Consider the following 18,123-nt stretch of genomic DNA (forward strand, 5'->3'; position numbering starts at 1 on the left):
CGATACTCAGGATTTGCCCGGTGCCGCCGGCGGCTTGATCCGCACCTTGTCGCCTTCGCCCAGCAGCGCGTTCGGCGCCTGCACCACGGTATCGCCCGGCGCCAGGCCGGACACGATCTCGATCTCGCCGCCGAGGTTGCGGCCCAGGGCGACGCTGCGGAACTCCAGGGTCGCGTCCTTGCGCAGCGCCGCCACGCGCGGGCCGGCACCGCCCTGGATCACCGCCGAGACCGGCACCAACACCGCCGGCGCGGCGCGCGCGACCTTCAGGCGCACTTCGCCGACCATGCCGGCGGGAATGCGGCCATCGGCGTTGGGCAGACGCAGCTCCACGCGCATCGCGCCGAGATCGCGCGACAGGCTTTGCGCGCTGCGCGCGACTTCGGCCTTGAAGGTCTCGCCCGGTAATTCCGGAAAGCGCACTTCCGCCTGCAGGCCGGCGTGCACCTGCAGCGCGGCGCTTTGCGGCACGTCGATCACGATCCGCAGCGGGTCCAGCGCATTGATCTCGAACATCGGCAGCGCCGAGGCCGCCGAATCGGCGACCACGCGGTCGCCGCGCTCGATATTGCGCGCCGAGACCACGCCGGCGAACGGCGCGCGCACGCTTTGGAACGCGCTGCGCTCGCGCGCGCTGGTCAGACGGGCCTCGGCGGCCGCGCGCGCGGCGGCGGCGGCGTCGCGGTTGGCCTTGCGGTCGCTGTACATCTCCTTGGAAATCGCGCCCGAGCCGACCAGCACCTGGGCGCGGTCGAAGTTGACCTGGGCCAGCTCGCGATCGGCGTTGGCCTGGTTGAGATCGGCCGCGGCCTCGCGCACGGCCTGATCGACTTCCGGCGCGGAGATCGTCGCCAGCACCTGGCCGGCGGCGACGCGATCGCCCAGATCGACCTGGCGCTCGCGCACGAAGCCGGTGGCACGCGCATAGATCTGCGCCGACTCGCCGGCGTAGGCGCGCGCCGGCAGGCGCAGTTCGAGTTCGCTGTCGGCCGGTTTCACCGCCACCGCCAGCACTTCCGGCAAGCCCTTGGCCGGCGTGGTCTCGGCTTCGCTGCGGCTGCAGCCCGCGCCCAGCGCGAGGGCGATCGCCAGACTCAAGGCGCCCGCGGCGCGGGCGGAGCGAGCGAGCGTGCGGTCGGAATGGATGAGCAGATTCATGGGGTCGCTCCTGCCTCGGCGGCGCCGGCGGCGGTGGGTACGGCGTGCGCGTGGCGCGCCGCGCGTCGTTTGATGTGGCGGCCGAGCACGGCCAGGATCGAAGGCACCAGCACCAGGGTGGCGGGGGTGCCGAACAGCAGGCCGCCGATCACCGCGCGGCCCAGCGGCGCGTTCTGTTCGCCGCCCTCGCCCAGACCGATCGCCATCGGCACGATGCCCAGCACCATCGCGCTGGCGGTCATCAGTACCGGGCGCAGGCGCACCGCGGCGGATTCGTAGGCGGCCAGTTCGGGATCGTGGCCTTCGGCGATCAGGCCGCGCGCGAAGCTGGTGATCAGCACGCTGTTCGCGGTCGACACGCCGATCACCATCATCACGCCCATCAGCGCCGGCACGCTCAGCGGCGTGCCGGTCGCGAACAGGCCGAAGGCGGCGCCGGCGATCGCGATCGGCAGGCCCGACATCGCCACCAGCGGCTGGATCCAGGACTGGAAGTTCACCACCAGCACCAGGAACACCAGCACCGCCGACATCAGCAGACCGGCCGCGAGTTCGCCGTAGGCGCTTTGCATCTCGCCGGCCTGGCCCGCGATCTCGATGCGGTTGCCGGGCTTGAGGCGGGCTTCGAGTTCGTGGGTGATCGCGGTCAGACGATCGTAGACCGAACCCAGGTCGGTGCCCTGCACGTTGGCCAGCACGCTGATGGTCGGCGCCAGGGTGGTGCGGCCGATGCTGGCCGGCACCGTGCGCGGGGTGACGGTGGCGATATTGCGCAACAGCACCGCCTGGCCGTTGGCGCCGATGCGCAGCGGCGTGTTCAACAGGGTGTCGATGTCGCCCAGGCGCGCGGGCGGCGCCTGCACCTGCACGGTGTAGGCGATCGCGTTGACCGTGTCGGTCCAGTACACCGGCGACACCGTGCCGGCCGAGCCCAGCACCGCCAGCACGGCGCGGCTGGCCTGCTGGGTGTCCAGGCCGAGCTGGGCGGCGCGGGTGCGATCGATCTTGACCTGATACTCGGGCAGATCCAGGACCTGACGCAGGGCCACGTCGACCGCGCCCGGCACCTGGCGCAGGCGCTGTTCGATCTCGCGCGCTAGGGCGAGGTTGCCGGCGCTGTCGCGGCCGACCAGGCGTATCTCCAGCATGGTTGCGGCCGAGCCGGACAGGGTGCGGCTGGTCGCGTCCGGCGGACGCTCGAACACTTTGACGTCGGGGAATTTCTGCGCGATGCGTTCGCGCAGTTGCTGCAGGTACAAGCGGCTGGGCGCGTGCGGCGAGCGCAGCTGCAGCATCACCTCGGCCTCGAAGGAGCCGACCACGGCGCTGTCGACCATCGCCAGGTTGACCGCGTCGGGCACGCCGATCTGTTCGTAGACGGTTTCCAGTTCCCGCGCGGGAATGATGTCGCGAATCTCGCGCTGGATCTGGGTGAGGCGCGCCGCGGTCTCTTCCAGGCGCATGCCCGAGGGCATCCGCACCTGCAGACGCAGCTGGCCGGCATCGACCTGGGGGAAGTACTCGCGGCCCAGCATCAACGCCGAGGCCGCGCCCACGCCGACGGTCAGCAGCGCGGCCAGGGCGAGCACGCCGCCGTGGTGGCCCAGCCGCACCAGCAGGTCGTGATGGCGCTCGCGCAGCGATTCCAGGGTGTGCTCGACGCGGTGGTTGATTGCCAGCAGCGCGCGCTCGGCGCGCCAACGCGGGCGCGCGCGGCTTTCGATGTCGGCCGGCAGCAGCAGATAGCACAGCACCGGGATCAGGGTGCGCGAGAGCAGGAACGAGGCCGCCATGGCGAAGATCACCGCCAGCGCCAGCGGCGTGAACACCCAGGCCGACAGGCCGGTCATCAGCAGGATCGGGGTGAGCACGATGCAGATCGCCACCGTGGAGACGAACTCGGGGAACACCACCTCGCGCGCGCTGTCCAGGATCGCGGTGCGCACGTCCTTGCCCAGGGCGATGTTGCGGTTGGTGTTCTCCACGTCCACCACCGCGTTGTCGACCAGGATGCCGATCGCCAGCGCCAGGCCGCCCAGGGTCATCACGTTGAAGGTGTAGCCCAGCAGGTGCAGCAGCGACACCGAGGCCAGCAGCGCCAGCGGAATGGCCGACAGCACGATCAGACTGGAGCGCCAGGAGCCGATGAACACCAGCACCACCAGGGCCACCAGCAAGCCGACCAGCAACGCCTCATGCTGGATCGAGCCGATCGCGTGATCGACGAACACGGATTGGTCGAAGATCGGTTGGATGCGCATGCCCGGCGGCGCCGAGGCTTCGATTTCGGGCAGGCGCGCGCGCACCGCGCGCACGATCTCGACCGCGGACGCGCCGCCGAGCTTGATCAGCGCCACCGACACCGCGCTGGAACCGTCCATACGCGCCACGTTGGTCTGCAGCGCGCCACCGTCGCGCACTGAGGCCACGTCGCGCACGTAGATCACGCTGCCGTTGCGCGCGGTCACCGGCAGATCGAGGAAGTCGGCCGCGGTCGCCGGGCTGGTGTCGAGCGAGATCTGCAGCTCGCGCGCGCCCTCGCGGATCGCACCCGAGGGCAGGGTCGGGCTGCCGCGTTCCAGCGCCGAGGTCACGTCGCTGGGCGTCAGGCCGTAGGTCTGCAGCGCCGAGGGATCCAGATCGACCATGATCTGCCGCGCCGCACCGCCATAGGGCAGGGTCAGGCGGATGCCGGGGATGGTCTGGATCTGCGAGCGCAGTTGCAGGCGCGCGTAGTCGTACAACTGCGCTTCGGTCAGCGAGTCCGAGGACAGCACCAACTGCAACACCGGCGTGCTGGAGACGTTGTTGCGGATCACCAGCGGCGGCGAGGTGCCCGGCGGCATGCGCCGCAGGATGGTCTGCGAGACCGCGGTGATCTGGCCCAGGGCGCGGTCCAGGCTGACCGTGGGCTGGAAGTCGATGCGCACGATGCTGGCGCCGTTGATCGACTCCGAGCGCACCTCGCGCAGGTCGTCGACCGTGTTCATGATCGCGACCTCGGAGAACGAGGTGAGCTTGGCGGCCATGTCCGCGGCCGGCAGACCGTTGTAGGTCCAGATCAGGTTGATCGAGGGGATGCCGACCTCGGGCAGGATGTCGGTGGGCATGCGCCGCGCCGACAACGTACCGAACAGCAGGATCAGGATAGCCAGCACGCCGATGGTGTAGCGGCGGTCCAGCGCGTATTGAACGATCCACATCGCGGCGTTTCCCGGTGCGAGGGAACCTCGGCCGGGGGCGTCGGGGCGAGGCGCGCGCGCGCCGCGCCGGGGCGGGCCCGGTCGGGTCGGGGGGTGAGGCGTACGTTAGGCCCCGGGGGGCGTCGGCAGTTAGTACGATGCTGTCGAATCGTTGCCCAATCCTGCAATTTCGCCAACCGGGCCTGCCGAACGACAGGATCCGCAAACATAATCGCAGCGTCCCTGCCGGATGCTGGAAGCCATGAACGCCAACACTTCCGCCGAGTCTGTCGCCCGCAACGGGGTCTGCGCCCCGCAGGCGGAGCTGGCCGACCGGATTGCCCGATTGACCCCCGAGGACGGCGTGCACCCCACCGCCGTGCCGCAGCTGTACCTGATCCGCTCCAGCACCCCGACGCCGTGCAAGCCGACCCTGTACGAGCCGCGCCTGTGCATCGTCGCCCAGGGCAGCAAGGTCGCGATGCTGGCCGGCGAGACCTATCACTACGATCCGCTGAACTATCTGGTGGTGTCGGTGACCCTGCCGATGATCGGGCAGATCACCCAGGCCACGCCGGAGAAGCCCTACCTGTGCCTGCGCCTGGACATCGATCCGGACGAGATCGCCGCGCTGATCCTGGACGCCGGCCCGCAGGCGCCGTCGACCGGCATCGACCGCGGCCTGTACGCCGCGCGCGTGAACGCGCCGCTGCTGGACGCGGTGTTGCGCCTGATGCGCTTGTTGGAAACGCCGGCCGACCTGCCGGTGCTGGCGCCGATCGCGCTGCGCGAGATCTTCTACCGCGTGCTGGTCGGCGACCTCGGCCATCGCCTGTGCGATCTGGCGGTGGCCGACACCCGCTCGCACCGGATCGCGCGCGCGGTCGAGATGCTGCGCCAGCAGTACCTGCAGCCGCTGAGCATCGACGACCTGGCGCAGTCGGTGCACATGAGCACCTCCTCGTTGCATCACCAGTTCAAGGCCGTGACCACGATGTCGCCGCTGCAGTTCCAGAAGCAGCTGCGCCTGCACGAGGCGCGCCGGTTGATGCTGATCGACGGCATCGAGGCGGTCGCGGCCGCGCACAAGGTCGGCTACGAGAGCGCCTCGCAGTTCAGCCGCGAGTACAAACGCCTGTTCGGCGCGCCACCGCGCTCGGAAATCGGCCAGGTGCGCAGCGCGCGTTTGGGTTGAGGCCGCCCGCTTAGTCCATGCACACGGCCTCGACGTTGTGGCCGTCGGGGTCGATCAGGAAGGCGGCGTAATAGGTCGGGCTGTAGTCCGCGCGCAATCCCGGCGCGCCGTTGTCGCGCCCGCCGGCCTGCACGCCGGCGGCATGGAAGCGGTCGACGCTGGCGCGGTCGGGCGCGCGTAGGGCGACGTGGCTCTGGCCCACCGCGTTGGCGTCCTCGTACAGCCACAGCGCGGGCGCGCCCTGCGGGCCCAGGCCGGCGCCGCCCTCGTAGCGCGAGTCCAGGCGATGGCCAAGCGCGCCTAAAGCGGCTTCGTAGAAACGCAGGCTGACGTCGAGATCGCGAACCTTCAGGCCGATATGGTCGTACATGGCGGAACCTCCTTGGATGGAGGCTCAGCCTGCGACGTAGGCGCCGATGCGTTCTTGGAGAATCTTGCGGTCGCCGCGCGCGGCGCGGCGGAAACCGCGCGGCGACACCCCGGCGGCGCGGCGGAAGGTACGCACGAAATTGGACAGGTCGGCGAAGCCGCTGTCGTAGGCGACCTGCGTGATCGGCCGGCCCTCGTCGGCCAGCAGGGGCACCGCACGCCGCAGGCGCGCGCGCAGCAGGTACTGATGCGGGGTGACGCCGAGGACGGCCGAGAACAGGCGCAGGAAATGGAAGGCGCTGAGGCCGGCGCTGGCGGCGGTGCGCTCCAGATCGACCGCCTCGTGCGCGTGCGCGTCCAGCCACAGCGCGGCCTCGATCGCGCGCCGGCGATCGCGCGCCTGGGTGCGTGGGGCGCCGGTGTCGCCCGCGCCGACCGCGCTCAGGTAGCGCTGGGCGAACAGCAGGCCGAGCTCGTCCACGCCCAGATCGCTGCGTCCGTCGGCGGCTGCTTGCGCCAGTTCGCCCAGCACCATCAGTTCCGGCAGCGGCGGCAGGCCCGCGGCGAGCCAGTGGCTGGCCGCGCTACGACGCGCACCGGCCAGCTCGTCGACCAGCTCCTCGGCGAAGTGGAAGGACAGGCATTCGTCGCCGCACAGGTGGTGATCGTGGCTGCACAGGTATTCGTCGCCGGGGCGGCCGACCAGCACCGAGCCGGCGATTAGTTCGTAGCGGCGCCCGCGCGTCTGGTAGCCGAAACTGCCGCGACGCACATAGGCCAGCGAATGGCGGCCGTGCACCTCGACGAAGGGCGCATCCTGCGGGCCGGACTGACAGCGGTAGTCGACCACCGTGAGCGGGCCTTGCAGCAGCGTGGTGACGTGCATGGGGGGATGCTAGCACCGCGGATGTAGTGGCGCAGGGTCGGCGGTCTTGGTGGACGCAGCGCGTGCACAGCGGGAGCAAATCCCCCTCAATCCCCCTTTTTCGAAGGGGGAGGCCGATCCTTCGCAGCAGCGGCGCGGAGCCGCGCAGGGCTACGGTTCGTGCCGCTACGGCGTTTGCAGTCGGACGCGGTCCGCGCCGCTGCTGCGAAGGGTCGGCGGCGCGCGCCGCCTGCCGGGCCGGAGGCGTGCCTCCGGCCCGTCATCGTCAATGCTCGTAGGCCGATTCGCCGTGCGAGGTGATGTCCAGGCCTTCGCGCTCGGCTTCCTCCGCCACGCGCAGGCCGAACACCAGCTTGACCGCGGCGAACGCCAGCACCGACACCAGGCCCGACCACAGCACCGTGATGCCCACGCTCAGCGCCTGCACTCCCAACTGCGCAGCGATCGTGTCGTTGCCCGCGCCCAGGCCGTAGCCGCCCAGCGAGGGCGAACTGAACACCGCGGTGAGCAGCGCACCGACGATGCCACCCAGGCCATGCACGCCGAACACGTCCAATGCATCGTCCGCGCGCAGCAGACGCTTGAGGCCGTGCACGCCCCACACGCAGACCACGCCGGCGATCGCGCCGATCGCGATCGCGCCCATCGGCCCGACCGTGCCGCAGGCCGGGGTGATCGCGACCAAGCCGGCGACCACGCCCGAGGCGCCGCCCAGCATCGACGGCTTGCCCTTGATCACCGCCTCGACCAGGCTCCAGGCCAGGGCCGCGGCCGCGGTCGCGAGCAAGGTGTTGAGGAAGGCCAGGGCCGCGCCGGCGGTGGCTTCGAGGTTGGAACCGGCGTTGAAGCCGAACCAGCCCACCCACAACAACGAGGCGCCGATCATGGTGTAGGCGACGTTGTGCGGCTTGATCGCCTCGCGTCCGTAGCCCACGCGCTTGCCGACGAAATAGGCACCGACCAGGCCGGCGACGCCGGCGTTGATGTGCACCACGGTGCCGCCGGCGAAGTCGATCGCGCCCTTGGCGAACAGATAACCGTCGGGCCCGTACCAGACCATGTGCGCGATCGGCAGGTAGGCGAAGGTGAACCACAGCGCCGAGAACAGCAGCACCGCCGAGAACTTGATGCGCTCGGCGAAGGCGCCGACGATCAGCGCGCCGGTGATGCCGGCGAAGGTCGACTGGAAGGCGACGAACACGTACTCCGGCAAGGCCACGCCGGCGGTGAAGGTCGCGGCCAGGGTTTCCTTGTTCACGCCGGCCAGGAACAGCTTGTCGAAGGTGCCGATCCAGGGGCCGCCACCGCCGAACGCCAGCGAGTAGCCATAGGCCACCCACAACAGCACGATCAGCGAGAACACCGCCAGCACCTGCATCAGCACCGACAGCACGTTCTTGGAGCGCACCAGGCCGCCGTAGAACAAGGCTAGGCCGGGCACGGTCATCAACAGCACCAGCAGGGTCGAGGTCAGCATCCAGGCGACGTCGCCCTTGTCGACCACCGGCTCGACCGCGGCGGCGGCGTCCTGCGCGCGCGCCGCCAGCGGAGCCAGCAGTGCAGCCAGGGGCAGCGCGCCCAGGGCCAGGGTTGGCAACGACCGCTCGCGCGAGCGGGACTTCAATGCATGCGTCTTCATATCGGATCTCGCGTCAGGGTCAGAGGGCGTCGTCGTCGAGTTCGCCGGTGCGGATGCGCACCGCGCTCTCTACCGGCAGCACAAGGATCTTTCCGTCGCCGACCTTGCCGGTGCGCGCGGCGTTCTGGATCGCTTCCAGCGCGGCCTCGAGCAGGCCCTCGGGGACCGCGCATTCGATCTTCAGCTTGGGCAGGAAGTCGACGACGTACTCGGCGCCGCGGTACAGCTCGGTGTGTCCCTTTTGCCGTCCGAAGCCCTTGACCTCGGTGACGGTGATGCCGGAAACGCCGACCTCGGTCAGCGCCTCGCGCACCTCGTCGAGCTTGAACGGCCGGATGATGGCGGTGATCAGTTTCATCTCGCAGCTCCGTAGGTGCGTTGGCGCATCAGAACGCCTTGGTGAGGGTGAGGGTGAACGCGTCGCCGGCGATGTCGTTGCCGTGCGCGTTGGTGTAGAGCGCCTGCTCCGCATCCGTGTCGGTGTAGGCGGCGGCGATCGAGAACCCGTGGTCGAAGGCCTTGGTCACGCCGACTTTCCAGTCGGTGTATTCGTAGGCGTCGTTGTTCTTGATCCACTGCTTACCGCCGTGCAGGTTCAAGGTCCAGCCGGGCTGGAAGGTCCAGTTGACCGAGGCGTCCAGATAGCCGCTGCCGTCCGAATCGGCGTAGCCGAACAGATCGGTGAGGGCGTGTGAGTACTTCAACCCCAGGGCGACGGTCTCCACCGGCGTGACGGTGGCGCCCACATAGAACTCGGCTGTGTTCGGGCTGTTGAAGCCGCCCGGGTAGTCGCCCGGATACCAGTAGTACAAGGCGCCGATGTCGTAGGCGAAGATGTCGCCGGCCTTGCCGCGGTAACCGGCGTAGGCGTCCAGCTCCAGGCTGCTGGAGATGTCGTCGCCGACGACGACGGTGTCGGACAGCCAACTGACGTTGCTGCCCCAGGCGCCGACGTAGAAGCCGCTGTCGGCGGCGTATTCGATGCCGCCCTGCAGGGCCGGCTCCTGGTTGGTCTGCGACACTCCCCTAAAAATGTAATCGCTGGTCAAGCTCACCGAACCCGAGGTACCGGCGTGCGCGAGTGCCGGTGCGCCCAGGCAAGCGGCGAACACGGACAGAGCGAGCGCGGCGTGCGCGGTCGCGGTGGTGCAGGCGTTGGTACGAGACGACATGACGCAGGCTCCTCATAAGCGGTGGCCCCTCCCCGGTCAGTGCTTCGTGCTGTTGCGGCGCGGGCGTTTCGTCATGGCCCTGCCTTTTTTCGGGACGCAGTCGCCTTGCGGCGGGGCGAGCCCGTCGTTGAGACCTCCTGGTTGTGGTGGTGGACTGAAAAGCGAACGGCCCGCAGCTTTCGCCACGGGCCGTCGGGTGCGTCTACAGGTGCTTGCTCATGAAGACGCTGTTGGGGTCGTCGACGTAGTCCGCGAAGGGTCCGCAGGGTTCGAAGCCGTAGCGCGCATAGAGCCTGCGCGCCGGCTCGAAGCCGTCCATCGAACCCGTCTCCAGGCTCAGCCGCCGATAGGCGCGCCGCCCTGCCTCGTCGATCAGATGATCCAGCATCGCGGCCGCCACGCCCTTGCGCAGATGCCGCGAAACCGTGCGCATCGATTTGATCTCGCCGTGCCCGGCATCGAGCTGCTTGAGCGCGCCGCAGCCGAGCAATTGCCCGTCCCGCCAGGCGCTCCAGAAACTGATCTCCGGCCGCCGCAGTCCGTCCAGGTCCAGCGCGTGGATGCTCTCCGGCGGCGACAGTTGGGCCATGCCCTGCAGGTGTTCGCGCAACAGCGCGATCACCTCGGGATGGTCCAGTTCGCCTGCGCGGATCTGCATCGGTACTCCTGACGGCGGTGCGGCAACGCGGGACGGCGGCGCGAGCCGCCGTCCCTGTCGCGCGTTAGACGGCGTAGTACATCTGGTATTCCAACGGATGGGTCGCAGCGCGGAACTTGGTCACTTCCTGCATCTTCAGCGCGATGTAGCTGTCGATGAAGTCGTCGGTGAACACGCCGCCGGCCTTGAGGAAGTCGCGGTCCTTGTCCAGCGCTTCCAGGGCCTGGTCGAGCGAATGGCAGACGGTCGGAATGCCCTTCTCCTCTTCCGGCGGCAGGTCGTACAGGTCCTTGTCGCTGGGCGCGCCCGGGTCGATCTGGTTCTTGATGCCGTCCAGGCCGGCCATCATCAGCGCGGCGAAGGTCAGGTAGCCCGACTGGATCGGATCGGGGAAGCGCATTTCGATGCGGCGCGCCTTCGGGTTGGCCACGTACGGAATGCGGCAGCTGGCCGAACGGTTGCGGGCCGAGTAGGCCAGCATCACCGGCGCTTCGAAGCCCGGCACCAGGCGCTTGTAGCTGTTGGTGCCGGAGTTGGTGAAGGCGTTGATCGCGCGCGCATGCTTGAACACGCCGCCGATGTACCACAGCGCCAGCTGCGACAGGCCGCCGTAGCCGTCGCCGCTGAACAGGTTGACGCCGCCCTTGGCGAAGGACTGGTGCACGTGCATGCCGCTGCCGTTGTCGCCGACGATCGGCTTGGGCATGAAGGTCGCGGTCTTGCCGTTGCGGTGGGCGACGTTCTTGATGATGTACTTCATCGTCAGCAGCTCGTCGGCCTTGGCGACCAGCGAGTTGAACTTGGTGCCGATCTCGCACTGGCCGGCGTTGGCGACTTCGTGGTGGTGCACTTCGACTTCGATGCCGACCTGCTCCAGGGTCTTGCACATCTCGGCGCGGATGTCGTGCAGCGAATCCAGCGGAGCGACGGGGAAGTAACCGCCCTTCACGCCCGGACGGTAGCCGCTGTTGCCGCCTTCGTATTCCTTGCCCGAGTTCCAGGCCGCTTCTTCCGAATCGATGTGGAAGAAGGTGTGGCCCATTTCATTGGCGTAACGCACCGAGTCGAAGATGAAGAACTCGGGCTCCGGGCCGAAGAAAGCCTGATCGGCGACGCCGCTGGACTTGAGGTAGGCCTCGGCGCGCTTGGCGACGCCGCGCGGATCGCGCGAGTAGGCCTGCATGGTCGCCGGGTCGAGGATGTCGCAGGTCAGCACCAGGGTCGGATCGGCGGTGAACGGATCCAGGAAGGCGGTGGTCGAATCGGGCAGCAGGATCATGTCCGACTCGTTGATGCCCTTCCAGCCGCTGATCGAGGAGCCGTCGAACATCTTGCCGTCCTCGAACAGCGCCGGCTCGACGATGGACTTGGGGAAGGTCACGTGATGCTGGACGCCGCGCATGTCGGTGAAACGCAGATCGACGAATTCGACCTTGTGGTCCTTGATGAGCTTTTCGACGTGTTCGAGGGACATGGATTAGGGTCCGGGATTAGAGATTCGGGAAGGGGGATTCGTGCAAAACTTCAGGGCGTGGAGCCGCCTGCTTACTAGCTAAAGCAAGCAGCGTGCCAAGTCCCTACTGTTCTTAAGAAATTGATTTATATAGAATTAAAGCCTGACGCACCGCAGCAATGATTTATACTGGTGCGTAAATGAAAGCAGTTGCACCAGTTCGGTGCAACTGCTCCGAACGGCCCCTCAGTCGCTTTGCCCGCTCTACGAATCCCCTATCCCGAATCCCGGCCGTCCAATGACCGATCTGCTCGCCGCGCTGCTGCTCGGCATCATCGAAGGCATCACCGAATTCCTGCCGATTTCCAGCACCGGACACCTGCTGATCGCGCAGCACTGGCTGGGGCACCGCTCCGACCTGTTCAACATCTCGATCCAGGCCGGCGCGATCCTGGCGGTGGTGCTGATCTATCGCCAGCGCCTGTGGCAGCTGGCGACCGGTTTCATGCAGCGCGAGAACCGCGACTACCTGCTCAAGTTGATCGTCGCCTTCGGCGTGACCGCGGTGCTCGGCATCGTGGTCAAGAAACTGGGCTTCGAGTTGCCCGACAAGGTGCTGCCGATCGCTTGGGCGCTGGTGCTGGGCGGCGTCTGGATGCTGCTGGCCGAACACTACGCGGCCAAGCGCGCGCAGACGCTGGGCGAACGCACCAACATCACCTGGACGGTGGCGATCCTGGTCGGCGTGGCGCAGGTGATCGCCGGCGTGTTCCCGGGCACCTCGCGCTCGGGCGCGACCATCTTCGTGGCCTTGCTTGCGGGCACCACCAGCCGCGCGGCGGCGACCGAATTCGCGTTCCTGGTCGGAATTCCGACCATGTTCGCGGCCACCGCCTACGAGCTGCTGGACGTGATCGGCACGCCGGCGGCGGCCAACGAGGACTGGACCGCGCTGGCGGTCGCGTTCGCGGCCTCGGCGGTGACCGCGTTCGTGGCGGTGAAGTGGCTGCTGCACTACATCCAGAGCCACCGCTTCACCGTGTTCGCCTACTACCGCTTCGCACTGGGCGCGGCGCTGCTGCTGTTGATGCCGTCGGGTAGCTGAGGGGCGCATTTCACCCGCCCTTTTCGTGAGCTGAACGATCATGAATAGGCGCAACCCCGCGCAACGCGCCGATGCGTTGGTATCGGCTCGTTAATCGCAATGGAAGACCGAAACATGAAGATGCTCGCCCCCGCCCTGCTCAGCCTGGCCCTGGCCGCCTGCGCGTCCGATACCGTGCCCGGCGGCAACGCCGCCGCCACCGGCAGCGAGGCCGGCACCAGCACCGCCAGCGCGGCGCTCAGCCTGGACGCCTACCACTGGCGCCTGACCAGCGCGAACGACAGCAGCGGCAAGGCGATCGCCGCGCTTGCGCCGGACCCGAAGCGTCCGCTGCAACTGGACTTCAACAGCGGCCGGGCCAGCATCAGCGGCGGTTGCAACCGCCTCGGCGGCAGCTACACGCGCGACGCCAAGACGCTGAGCTTCGGCGACATGGAGCAGACCTTGATGGCCTGCCCCGACACTCGCCTGATGGAGCTGGATCGCGCGATCGGCGAACGCTTGCGCGGCGCGCTGCCGGCGCGGATCGAGGGCGGCAACGACGCGCCCAGCCTGCAGTTGACCGCCGCCAACGGCGATCAGCTGCGTTTCGAAGGCAGCCCGACGCCGGCTACCCGCTACGGCGGCGAAGGCACCACGGTGTTCTTCGAGGTCGCGCCGCAGCGCGCGCCGTGCTCGCATCCGCTGATTCCGAACATGCAGTGCCTGCAGGTGCGCGAGCGCCGCTACGAAGCCAACGGCGTGGCGATCAAGAGCGACGCCGCCTGGGAGCCGCTGTACCAGGACATCGAGGGCTACACCCATGAACCGGGCGTGCGCAACGTGCTGCGGGTGAAGAAGTACGACATCAAGAACCCGCCGGCCGACGCCTCGTCGGTGGCGTACGTGCTGGACATGGTGGTCGAGAGCGAGCTGGTTTCGAAGTAGGTCCGCGCGCCTTGATCGCACTCGCCCCTGTGCGGGCGAGTGCGCGCCATCGGCTAAGGCGAAATCTCGGCCGTCGTGGTTACGGCGTTGGGGCGAGCCGCTTGCGGCAGAACACCACCGGCGAATTCATCGCTGATCGAATGGCGCGGCTTGCCCGCCGGCATGCCGTCGCGCGGACGGTCGATCACGTAAGTCTTGGCCAGGGAATCGTGCCAGCCCCGGCGGATGTGATCCTCGCTCATCAACAACGAGAACGCATCGAACGGAATCAGCCGACCCAAGCTGCGCAGAAAAGCGCGCCAGAACGTGGGCTGCCGACCGTACTGGTCGACGACGCGGGTCTGGGTAATCAGTTTGCCGATGGTGAAGCCGAACGCACCTTCCATGAAAGTGTAGTAGACGACGAGCGTGGCGTAGGTCAGCGCGTAGTCCATGCTCCAATGCAGCTCGTCGAACCACTTCATGGCCGACTCGCCGCCGATCAGAACCGCGACCACGCCGATGCCGATCCAGATCACGTAAAACACGATCTTGTCGATCAGCCAGTTGAAGAAGCGCCGCACCTTGGTGGTGGACTCGATGTCCAGCATTTGCGGCGCGTCGGAGATCGCCGCCGTCGAGGCGCTGTAAGGATTGTGCTCGTCCATCGTTCCCCCCCAGGAATGAGGGGAAACTAACAGTTCCGATACGGGGCGGCTAGAGGAACGCGCCCTCGTGCCTGCGCGAACGCAGGTCGGTTACGCGAGCGCGGGATTCAGGCTGTAGGTGCCATACGTCGCCGCCTCGGCCAGCACATGCCCGTGCATCGCGCGCAGCACGTCGGCGGCGCCGAAGCCTTGCGGCAGGTCCAGGCGCTCGACGTCCAGCGCGAACACGCGGAAGAAATAGCGGTGCAGGCGCAGGTCGTTGGGCGGCGGGAACGGGCCGTCGTAGCCGCGCCAGTCGCCGGCCATGTCGGCGTTGCCGGCGAACCAGCCGGTGTAGTCGTTCAAACCCTGGCGCGCGCCCGACGGGCCGTTCGGATCGGCCTTGCCGTGCGCGACCACGCCGTCGCTGCAACTGCCGGCGACGATCTCGCGCAGCTCCGGCGACAGGTCGACCATCGCCCAATGGCAGAAGTCGGCACGCGGCTGCGCGACCGGAATCTGCACGTCGTCGCGGCCGACCATCTCGGCCACGGTGGGCACGTCGGGGTCGATGCACAGCAGCGCGAACGAACGCGTCTGTGCGGGCACGTCGGTCCAGGCCAGGTGCGGATTGCGATTGGGCGCGAAGCCGAAACCGTCGGCGGTGGGCTGGCCGGCGGCGAATTCGGCGGCCAGACGCTGACCGCGTTCGAAACTGTCGCTGTGGATACGCATACCGCCTCCAGAGAAGGATTCGCGATCGATGCCTGCATGTCGCGGCATCGACTGACGGGACAAATTACACCAGAGCGATACGCAGTCCCATGTCCGCCTTCATCGCGAGCAAGGCTTCTGCGTTGCCTTTGGCGTCGTCGACGGGGTGATGCGTGTGACGGGTGCGGCGCAGGTGCTTGAAGTTCTTGGCGGTGTCGCCGACCAAACCCTTGTACAGCGAGCCCAGGTTGGTCGAGCTGTGGCCGAAGGGGTTGGCGCCCAGGAAATGATGGAAGTACCAGTTGATGAACTGCCAGTCGAAGCCGTTGTTGTCCGAGACGAACATCGGCCGGCCCTGGACGTTGCCATCCAGCCATTGCCGGAACGCGCGCATCGCCGCTTCGGGTTCGTCGAAGGTCAAGGTGGTTTCGCGGCTGTTTCCGCTGACGGCCAGAGCCTCGGGGATCCAGCGTTCGGAGATCGGCCGCAAGGTCGCGTAGAAGCTGCGATCCAGACCGGGTTCGACCACGACCGCGCCGAACGAAATCATCGAGTAGTCGCCCGGGATGGGACCGTCGGCTTCGATGTCTACCATGATGTAACTCAATATCGTCTCCTCTGCTTACAGCCGCCGGAGCCCTCTCCGGCGACCCGACGCGGGATGCATGCGCATCCCGCGTCCGTGTTTCAGGCGTCCGCTTGGAACGCTGTAGAACTCAGGCTTCCGGATACCCCAGACGCTTGGCCACCGGCGTCAGCGCCGCGAAGGCTTCGGCCAGCGGCTCGGCGAAGGCGCGCCAATAGCCGGGAGCGAAACGCTGCGGGCCCACGGCTTCGGGCGGCATCGGCGCGATGGTGATGTCCAGCGCCTGGGCGATCGCGTCGGCCATGGCCTGCGGGTCCTGCGAGATGGCGTCCAGCTTGACCAAACGGTGCGGGAACAGGTCCTGTTCGTGCAGCGCGGCGACCTGGTTGAGCACCATCGCCAGCCAGCGCGCGCCGGCTTCCGGCGACTCCAGCTTGAACGGTGCCGGCGAGCCGTAGGCCAGCCAGTCCAGCAGCATGTCGCGCGGATCGCGCAGCACGATCATCAGCACCGCTTCGGGCAAGTGCGGGCGCAGCGCCAGCAGCAGCGCGTTGTCCCACCACAGCAGCCAGTCGAAGATCGCGCCGTCGTTGATGCCGCGGGTCGGCAACGCCGCGCGCCACAGATTGACCAGGTAGGCCGGGTCCATCGTGCCGTTGAGCAAGCTTTCGGCGGTGCCGTAGCGCTGCAGCGGATCGTTGGGCGGGTTGGAACCGAAACGATCGGCGCGCAGCGGGCCTTGGGCGAGGTCGAAGGTCAAGGCGATGCGTTCGACCAGCGAACCCGGCGGCCCCCACAGCAGCAACACGCCGGGCGCGTTTTCCGGCAGCGGGGTCAGGTCCGGCCAGTTGGTGCGCGGCGTGGTCACCGGCGGCAGCGGCAGGCGCTGCGATGCGGCTTCGGCCTGCAGTTCGGCCCAGGTCGCGGCGGCGGCGCCGGGCTGGCCGGCGTTGTCGAGCGTGCGCGCGAGCAAGTGACGCAGGGTCAGCTTGACCTGTTCGTCCGGCGCGCGCGCGAGCAGGCTTTCCACGCGCGTGACCGCGGCGTCGGGATCGCTCTGCATCAGGCTGTCGATGATGCGCAGCTCCGAACGCGTGTCGCCCGGATTGAGCTCGACGATGCGATGGGCGATGGCGTCGGCCTGTTCGCGCTCGCCGGCGTGATCGTGGATGGTGGCGCGCGCCTCCAGGGCCGGGATGTAGTCGGGCATCGCCGCCATCCAGCGCTCGACCACGGCGCGCGCTTCCTCGCCCGCGAAGGGTTCGAACAGCAGACGCGCACGCCACAGATCGTCGGTTTGCGGATGCGTGGCCAGGGCCGCTTCCAGGGTCGCGCGCGCGTCGTCGGCGTCGCCGAGACGGCGCCAGACTTCGATCAGCGCCGACAGGGTGCGGCGGTCGCGCGGTTCGGCGGCGAGCGCGTTGCGCAGGCGCGGCAGCGCGCTGTCGGCGCGGCCGGCTTCGAGTTCGATCTCGCCCAGCCAGCGCTGCAGGCCGGGGCTGGGATCGGCCTCGACCAGCGTCGCGAGTTCATCGGCGGCTTCGACCGCGCGGCCCTGCAGGCGCATCAGCTCGACCAGCAGCACGCGCAGCGAACTGGTGGACGCGGGCGAGCGCTCCATCATGCCGCGGAAGGCTTGCTCGGCGAAGGCGTAGTGGCCCTTGGCGAGATAGGCGAAGCCCAGCGCGTGGCGCAGTTGGGGCTCGTCCGGCGCGCGTTCGGCGGCGCCGCTGAGCAGGGCCAACGCGGCGTCGGCGTCGCCGCGACGCAGCAGCAGGGTGCCTTCGACGGCGGCGACTTGCGGATGATCCGGCGCGATGCGCGCGGCGGTGCGGATCAGGCGTTCGGCTTCGTCGAGATCGCCGCGCGAGATCGCCAGCTGCGACTGCACGATGTAGGCGGGAAATTGATTCGGGTCCAGGCCGATGGCCTGCGCGAGCGCGGCCTGGGCCTGATCGAGCTGACGACCGTCCAGCAACAGACCGGCGCGCTCCAGATGCAGGTTGGCGTCCTCGGGCGCGATCGCCAGGGCGCGATCGATCGCGGCGATGGCGCCGTCGCGATCGCCGCTGGCGCGCAGCGCGGCGGCGTGCAAACGGTGAGCGTGCGGGTCTTGCGGCTGCGCCGCCACCAGTTCCTGGGCGGCGGACAGTGCCTCTGCCGCCGCGCCGCGGCGCAGGGCATCGAGGGTGGTCTCGTACATGGGTTCGGGACTTCAGGCCAAACCCGCATTGTAGCGGGAGGATCGGGGCCGGGCGGGCGGCGGCGTATGGGCGCTGTTGGCCTCTCTCCCGCTTGCGGGGCGAGGGCTGGCGCTTGCGAGCGGCAGGCGCGCGCCGCACGGAACGCCCCACCGCGGCGCGGGCGGGCCGGGGCGTGGGTTTGTGAGGGTCGACGCAGGCCGCGGGCTTCAATCTCGTGCGCCGCTCTCACCCGTCCGTCGGGCGCCTTCT

16 protein-coding genes are annotated in these 18,123 nt (G+C 68.5%); 3 read left to right on the top strand and 13 right to left on the bottom strand.

The features are described 5' to 3' along the window. Positions 1-6: 6 nt before the first annotated feature. Together ASD69_RS09250 and ASD69_RS09255 are read right to left on the bottom strand one after the other, a co-directional pair. Positions 7-1,158, bottom strand: coding sequence for an efflux RND transporter periplasmic adaptor subunit (locus tag ASD69_RS09250; RefSeq protein ID WP_056177136.1), 1,152 nt, complete (start codon positions 1,156-1,158; stop codon positions 7-9). Beyond that, the gene (locus ASD69_RS09255) at positions 1,155-4,361 is read right to left on the bottom strand and encodes an efflux RND transporter permease subunit (RefSeq protein ID WP_056177138.1); all 3,207 of its coding nucleotides are present in this window, start codon (positions 4,359-4,361) and stop codon (positions 1,155-1,157) included. The genes ASD69_RS09250 and ASD69_RS09255 overlap by 4 nt, the downstream gene beginning before the upstream one ends. Positions 4,362-4,602: 241 nt before the next feature. Here ASD69_RS09255 and ASD69_RS09260 point away from each other — a divergent pair, with 241 nt between their 5' ends. Next, positions 4,603-5,535: an AraC family transcriptional regulator gene (locus tag ASD69_RS09260; protein ID WP_056179714.1), complete on the top strand. Its 933-nt coding sequence runs from the start codon at positions 4,603-4,605 to the stop codon at positions 5,533-5,535. Positions 5,536-5,545: 10 nt separating this feature from the next. On the opposite strand, the gene ASD69_RS09265 is transcribed toward ASD69_RS09260, so the two are convergent. The 7 genes from ASD69_RS09265 to glnA form a co-directional block, all read right to left on the bottom strand. Then, entirely contained in the window at positions 5,546-5,905 is a 360-nt protein-coding gene (locus tag ASD69_RS09265; protein ID WP_056177140.1) for a VOC family protein, read from the bottom strand. A gap of 24 nt (positions 5,906-5,929) precedes the next feature. After that, a complete protein-coding gene (locus ASD69_RS09270) occupies positions 5,930-6,790 on the bottom strand; it encodes an AraC family transcriptional regulator (RefSeq protein WP_056177143.1) in 861 nt (286 codons plus the stop codon). Between the two features lie 265 nt (positions 6,791-7,055). After that, on the bottom strand, positions 7,056-8,357 hold the full coding sequence (locus ASD69_RS09275; RefSeq protein WP_343123562.1) for an ammonium transporter: 1,302 nt from the start codon (positions 8,355-8,357) through the stop codon (positions 7,056-7,058). A 91-nt stretch (positions 8,358-8,448) separates the two neighbouring features. Beyond that, positions 8,449-8,787 (bottom strand): P-II family nitrogen regulator, encoded by a 339-nt coding sequence (locus tag ASD69_RS09280; RefSeq protein WP_056177145.1) that lies wholly within the window; start codon positions 8,785-8,787, stop codon positions 8,449-8,451. A 28-nt stretch (positions 8,788-8,815) separates the two neighbouring features. Further along, positions 8,816-9,601 carry a TorF family putative porin gene (locus ASD69_RS09285; protein WP_082576399.1) on the bottom strand — a complete coding sequence of 262 codons (786 nt, stop codon included), beginning with the start codon at positions 9,599-9,601 and terminating at the stop codon, positions 8,816-8,818. A 202-nt stretch (positions 9,602-9,803) separates the two neighbouring features. Further along, positions 9,804-10,259 carry a GNAT family N-acetyltransferase gene (locus ASD69_RS09290; RefSeq protein ID WP_056177147.1) on the bottom strand — a complete coding sequence of 152 codons (456 nt, stop codon included), beginning with the start codon at positions 10,257-10,259 and terminating at the stop codon, positions 9,804-9,806. A gap of 64 nt (positions 10,260-10,323) precedes the next feature. Then, the gene (gene glnA, locus ASD69_RS09295) at positions 10,324-11,733 is read right to left on the bottom strand and encodes a type I glutamate--ammonia ligase (protein ID WP_056177149.1); all 1,410 of its coding nucleotides are present in this window, start codon (positions 11,731-11,733) and stop codon (positions 10,324-10,326) included. 277 nt (positions 11,734-12,010) lie between these two features. Between glnA and ASD69_RS09300 the strand changes: the two genes are divergently transcribed. Together ASD69_RS09300 and ASD69_RS09305 are read left to right on the top strand one after the other, a co-directional pair. Further along, positions 12,011-12,817, top strand: coding sequence for an undecaprenyl-diphosphate phosphatase (locus ASD69_RS09300; RefSeq protein WP_056177151.1), 807 nt, complete (start codon positions 12,011-12,013; stop codon positions 12,815-12,817). A gap of 114 nt (positions 12,818-12,931) precedes the next feature. Next, positions 12,932-13,744, top strand: coding sequence for an META and DUF4377 domain-containing protein (locus ASD69_RS09305; protein ID WP_235567193.1), 813 nt, complete (start codon positions 12,932-12,934; stop codon positions 13,742-13,744). Between the two features lie 53 nt (positions 13,745-13,797). Here ASD69_RS09305 and ASD69_RS09310 read toward each other — a convergent pair whose 3' ends face one another. The 4 genes from ASD69_RS09310 to ASD69_RS09325 form a co-directional block, all read right to left on the bottom strand. Continuing rightward, on the bottom strand, positions 13,798-14,334 hold the full coding sequence (locus ASD69_RS09310) for an RDD family protein (protein ID WP_162250638.1): 537 nt from the start codon (positions 14,332-14,334) through the stop codon (positions 13,798-13,800). Between the two features lie 147 nt (positions 14,335-14,481). Beyond that, positions 14,482-15,105 (bottom strand): YbhB/YbcL family Raf kinase inhibitor-like protein, encoded by a 624-nt coding sequence (locus tag ASD69_RS09315; protein ID WP_056177157.1) that lies wholly within the window; start codon positions 15,103-15,105, stop codon positions 14,482-14,484. A 64-nt stretch (positions 15,106-15,169) separates the two neighbouring features. Continuing rightward, on the bottom strand, positions 15,170-15,691 hold the full coding sequence (locus ASD69_RS09320) for an exonuclease domain-containing protein (protein ID WP_056177160.1): 522 nt from the start codon (positions 15,689-15,691) through the stop codon (positions 15,170-15,172). 109 nt (positions 15,692-15,800) lie between these two features. Next, positions 15,801-17,873: a tetratricopeptide repeat protein gene (locus ASD69_RS09325; RefSeq protein WP_056177162.1), complete on the bottom strand. Its 2,073-nt coding sequence runs from the start codon at positions 17,871-17,873 to the stop codon at positions 15,801-15,803. Positions 17,874-18,123 lie beyond the last annotated feature (250 nt).

The sequence above is a fragment of the Lysobacter sp. Root604 genome (assembly GCF_001427505.1).
Taxonomy (GTDB): domain Bacteria; phylum Pseudomonadota; class Gammaproteobacteria; order Xanthomonadales; family Xanthomonadaceae; genus Lysobacter.

Excerpts from the sequence above, each read along its gene's own strand:
- ASD69_RS09315 (WP_056177157.1), bottom strand. The coding sequence starts at position 15,105 with ATGCGTATCCACAGCGACAGTTTCGAACGCGGTCAGCGTCTGGCCGCC.
- ASD69_RS09325 (WP_056177162.1), bottom strand. The coding sequence starts at position 17,873 with ATGTACGAGACCACCCTCGATGCCCTGCGCCGCGGCGCGGCGGCAGAG.
- ASD69_RS09260 (WP_056179714.1), top strand. The coding sequence starts at position 4,603 with ATGAACGCCAACACTTCCGCCGAGTCTGTCGCCCGCAACGGGGTCTGC.
- ASD69_RS09280 (WP_056177145.1), bottom strand. The coding sequence starts at position 8,787 with ATGAAACTGATCACCGCCATCATCCGGCCGTTCAAGCTCGACGAGGTG.
- ASD69_RS09290 (WP_056177147.1), bottom strand. The coding sequence starts at position 10,259 with ATGCAGATCCGCGCAGGCGAACTGGACCATCCCGAGGTGATCGCGCTG.
- ASD69_RS09255 (WP_056177138.1), bottom strand. The coding sequence starts at position 4,361 with ATGTGGATCGTTCAATACGCGCTGGACCGCCGCTACACCATCGGCGTG.
- ASD69_RS09310 (WP_162250638.1), bottom strand. The coding sequence starts at position 14,334 with ATGCTGGACATCGAGTCCACCACCAAGGTGCGGCGCTTCTTCAACTGG.
- ASD69_RS09265 (WP_056177140.1), bottom strand. The coding sequence starts at position 5,905 with ATGTACGACCATATCGGCCTGAAGGTTCGCGATCTCGACGTCAGCCTG.
- ASD69_RS09300 (WP_056177151.1), top strand. The coding sequence starts at position 12,011 with ATGACCGATCTGCTCGCCGCGCTGCTGCTCGGCATCATCGAAGGCATC.
- ASD69_RS09270 (WP_056177143.1), bottom strand. The coding sequence starts at position 6,790 with ATGCACGTCACCACGCTGCTGCAAGGCCCGCTCACGGTGGTCGACTAC.
- glnA (WP_056177149.1), bottom strand. The coding sequence starts at position 11,733 with ATGTCCCTCGAACACGTCGAAAAGCTCATCAAGGACCACAAGGTCGAA.
- ASD69_RS09305 (WP_235567193.1), top strand. The coding sequence starts at position 12,932 with ATGAAGATGCTCGCCCCCGCCCTGCTCAGCCTGGCCCTGGCCGCCTGC.
- ASD69_RS09250 (WP_056177136.1), bottom strand. The coding sequence starts at position 1,158 with ATGAATCTGCTCATCCATTCCGACCGCACGCTCGCTCGCTCCGCCCGC.
- ASD69_RS09285 (WP_082576399.1), bottom strand. The coding sequence starts at position 9,601 with ATGTCGTCTCGTACCAACGCCTGCACCACCGCGACCGCGCACGCCGCG.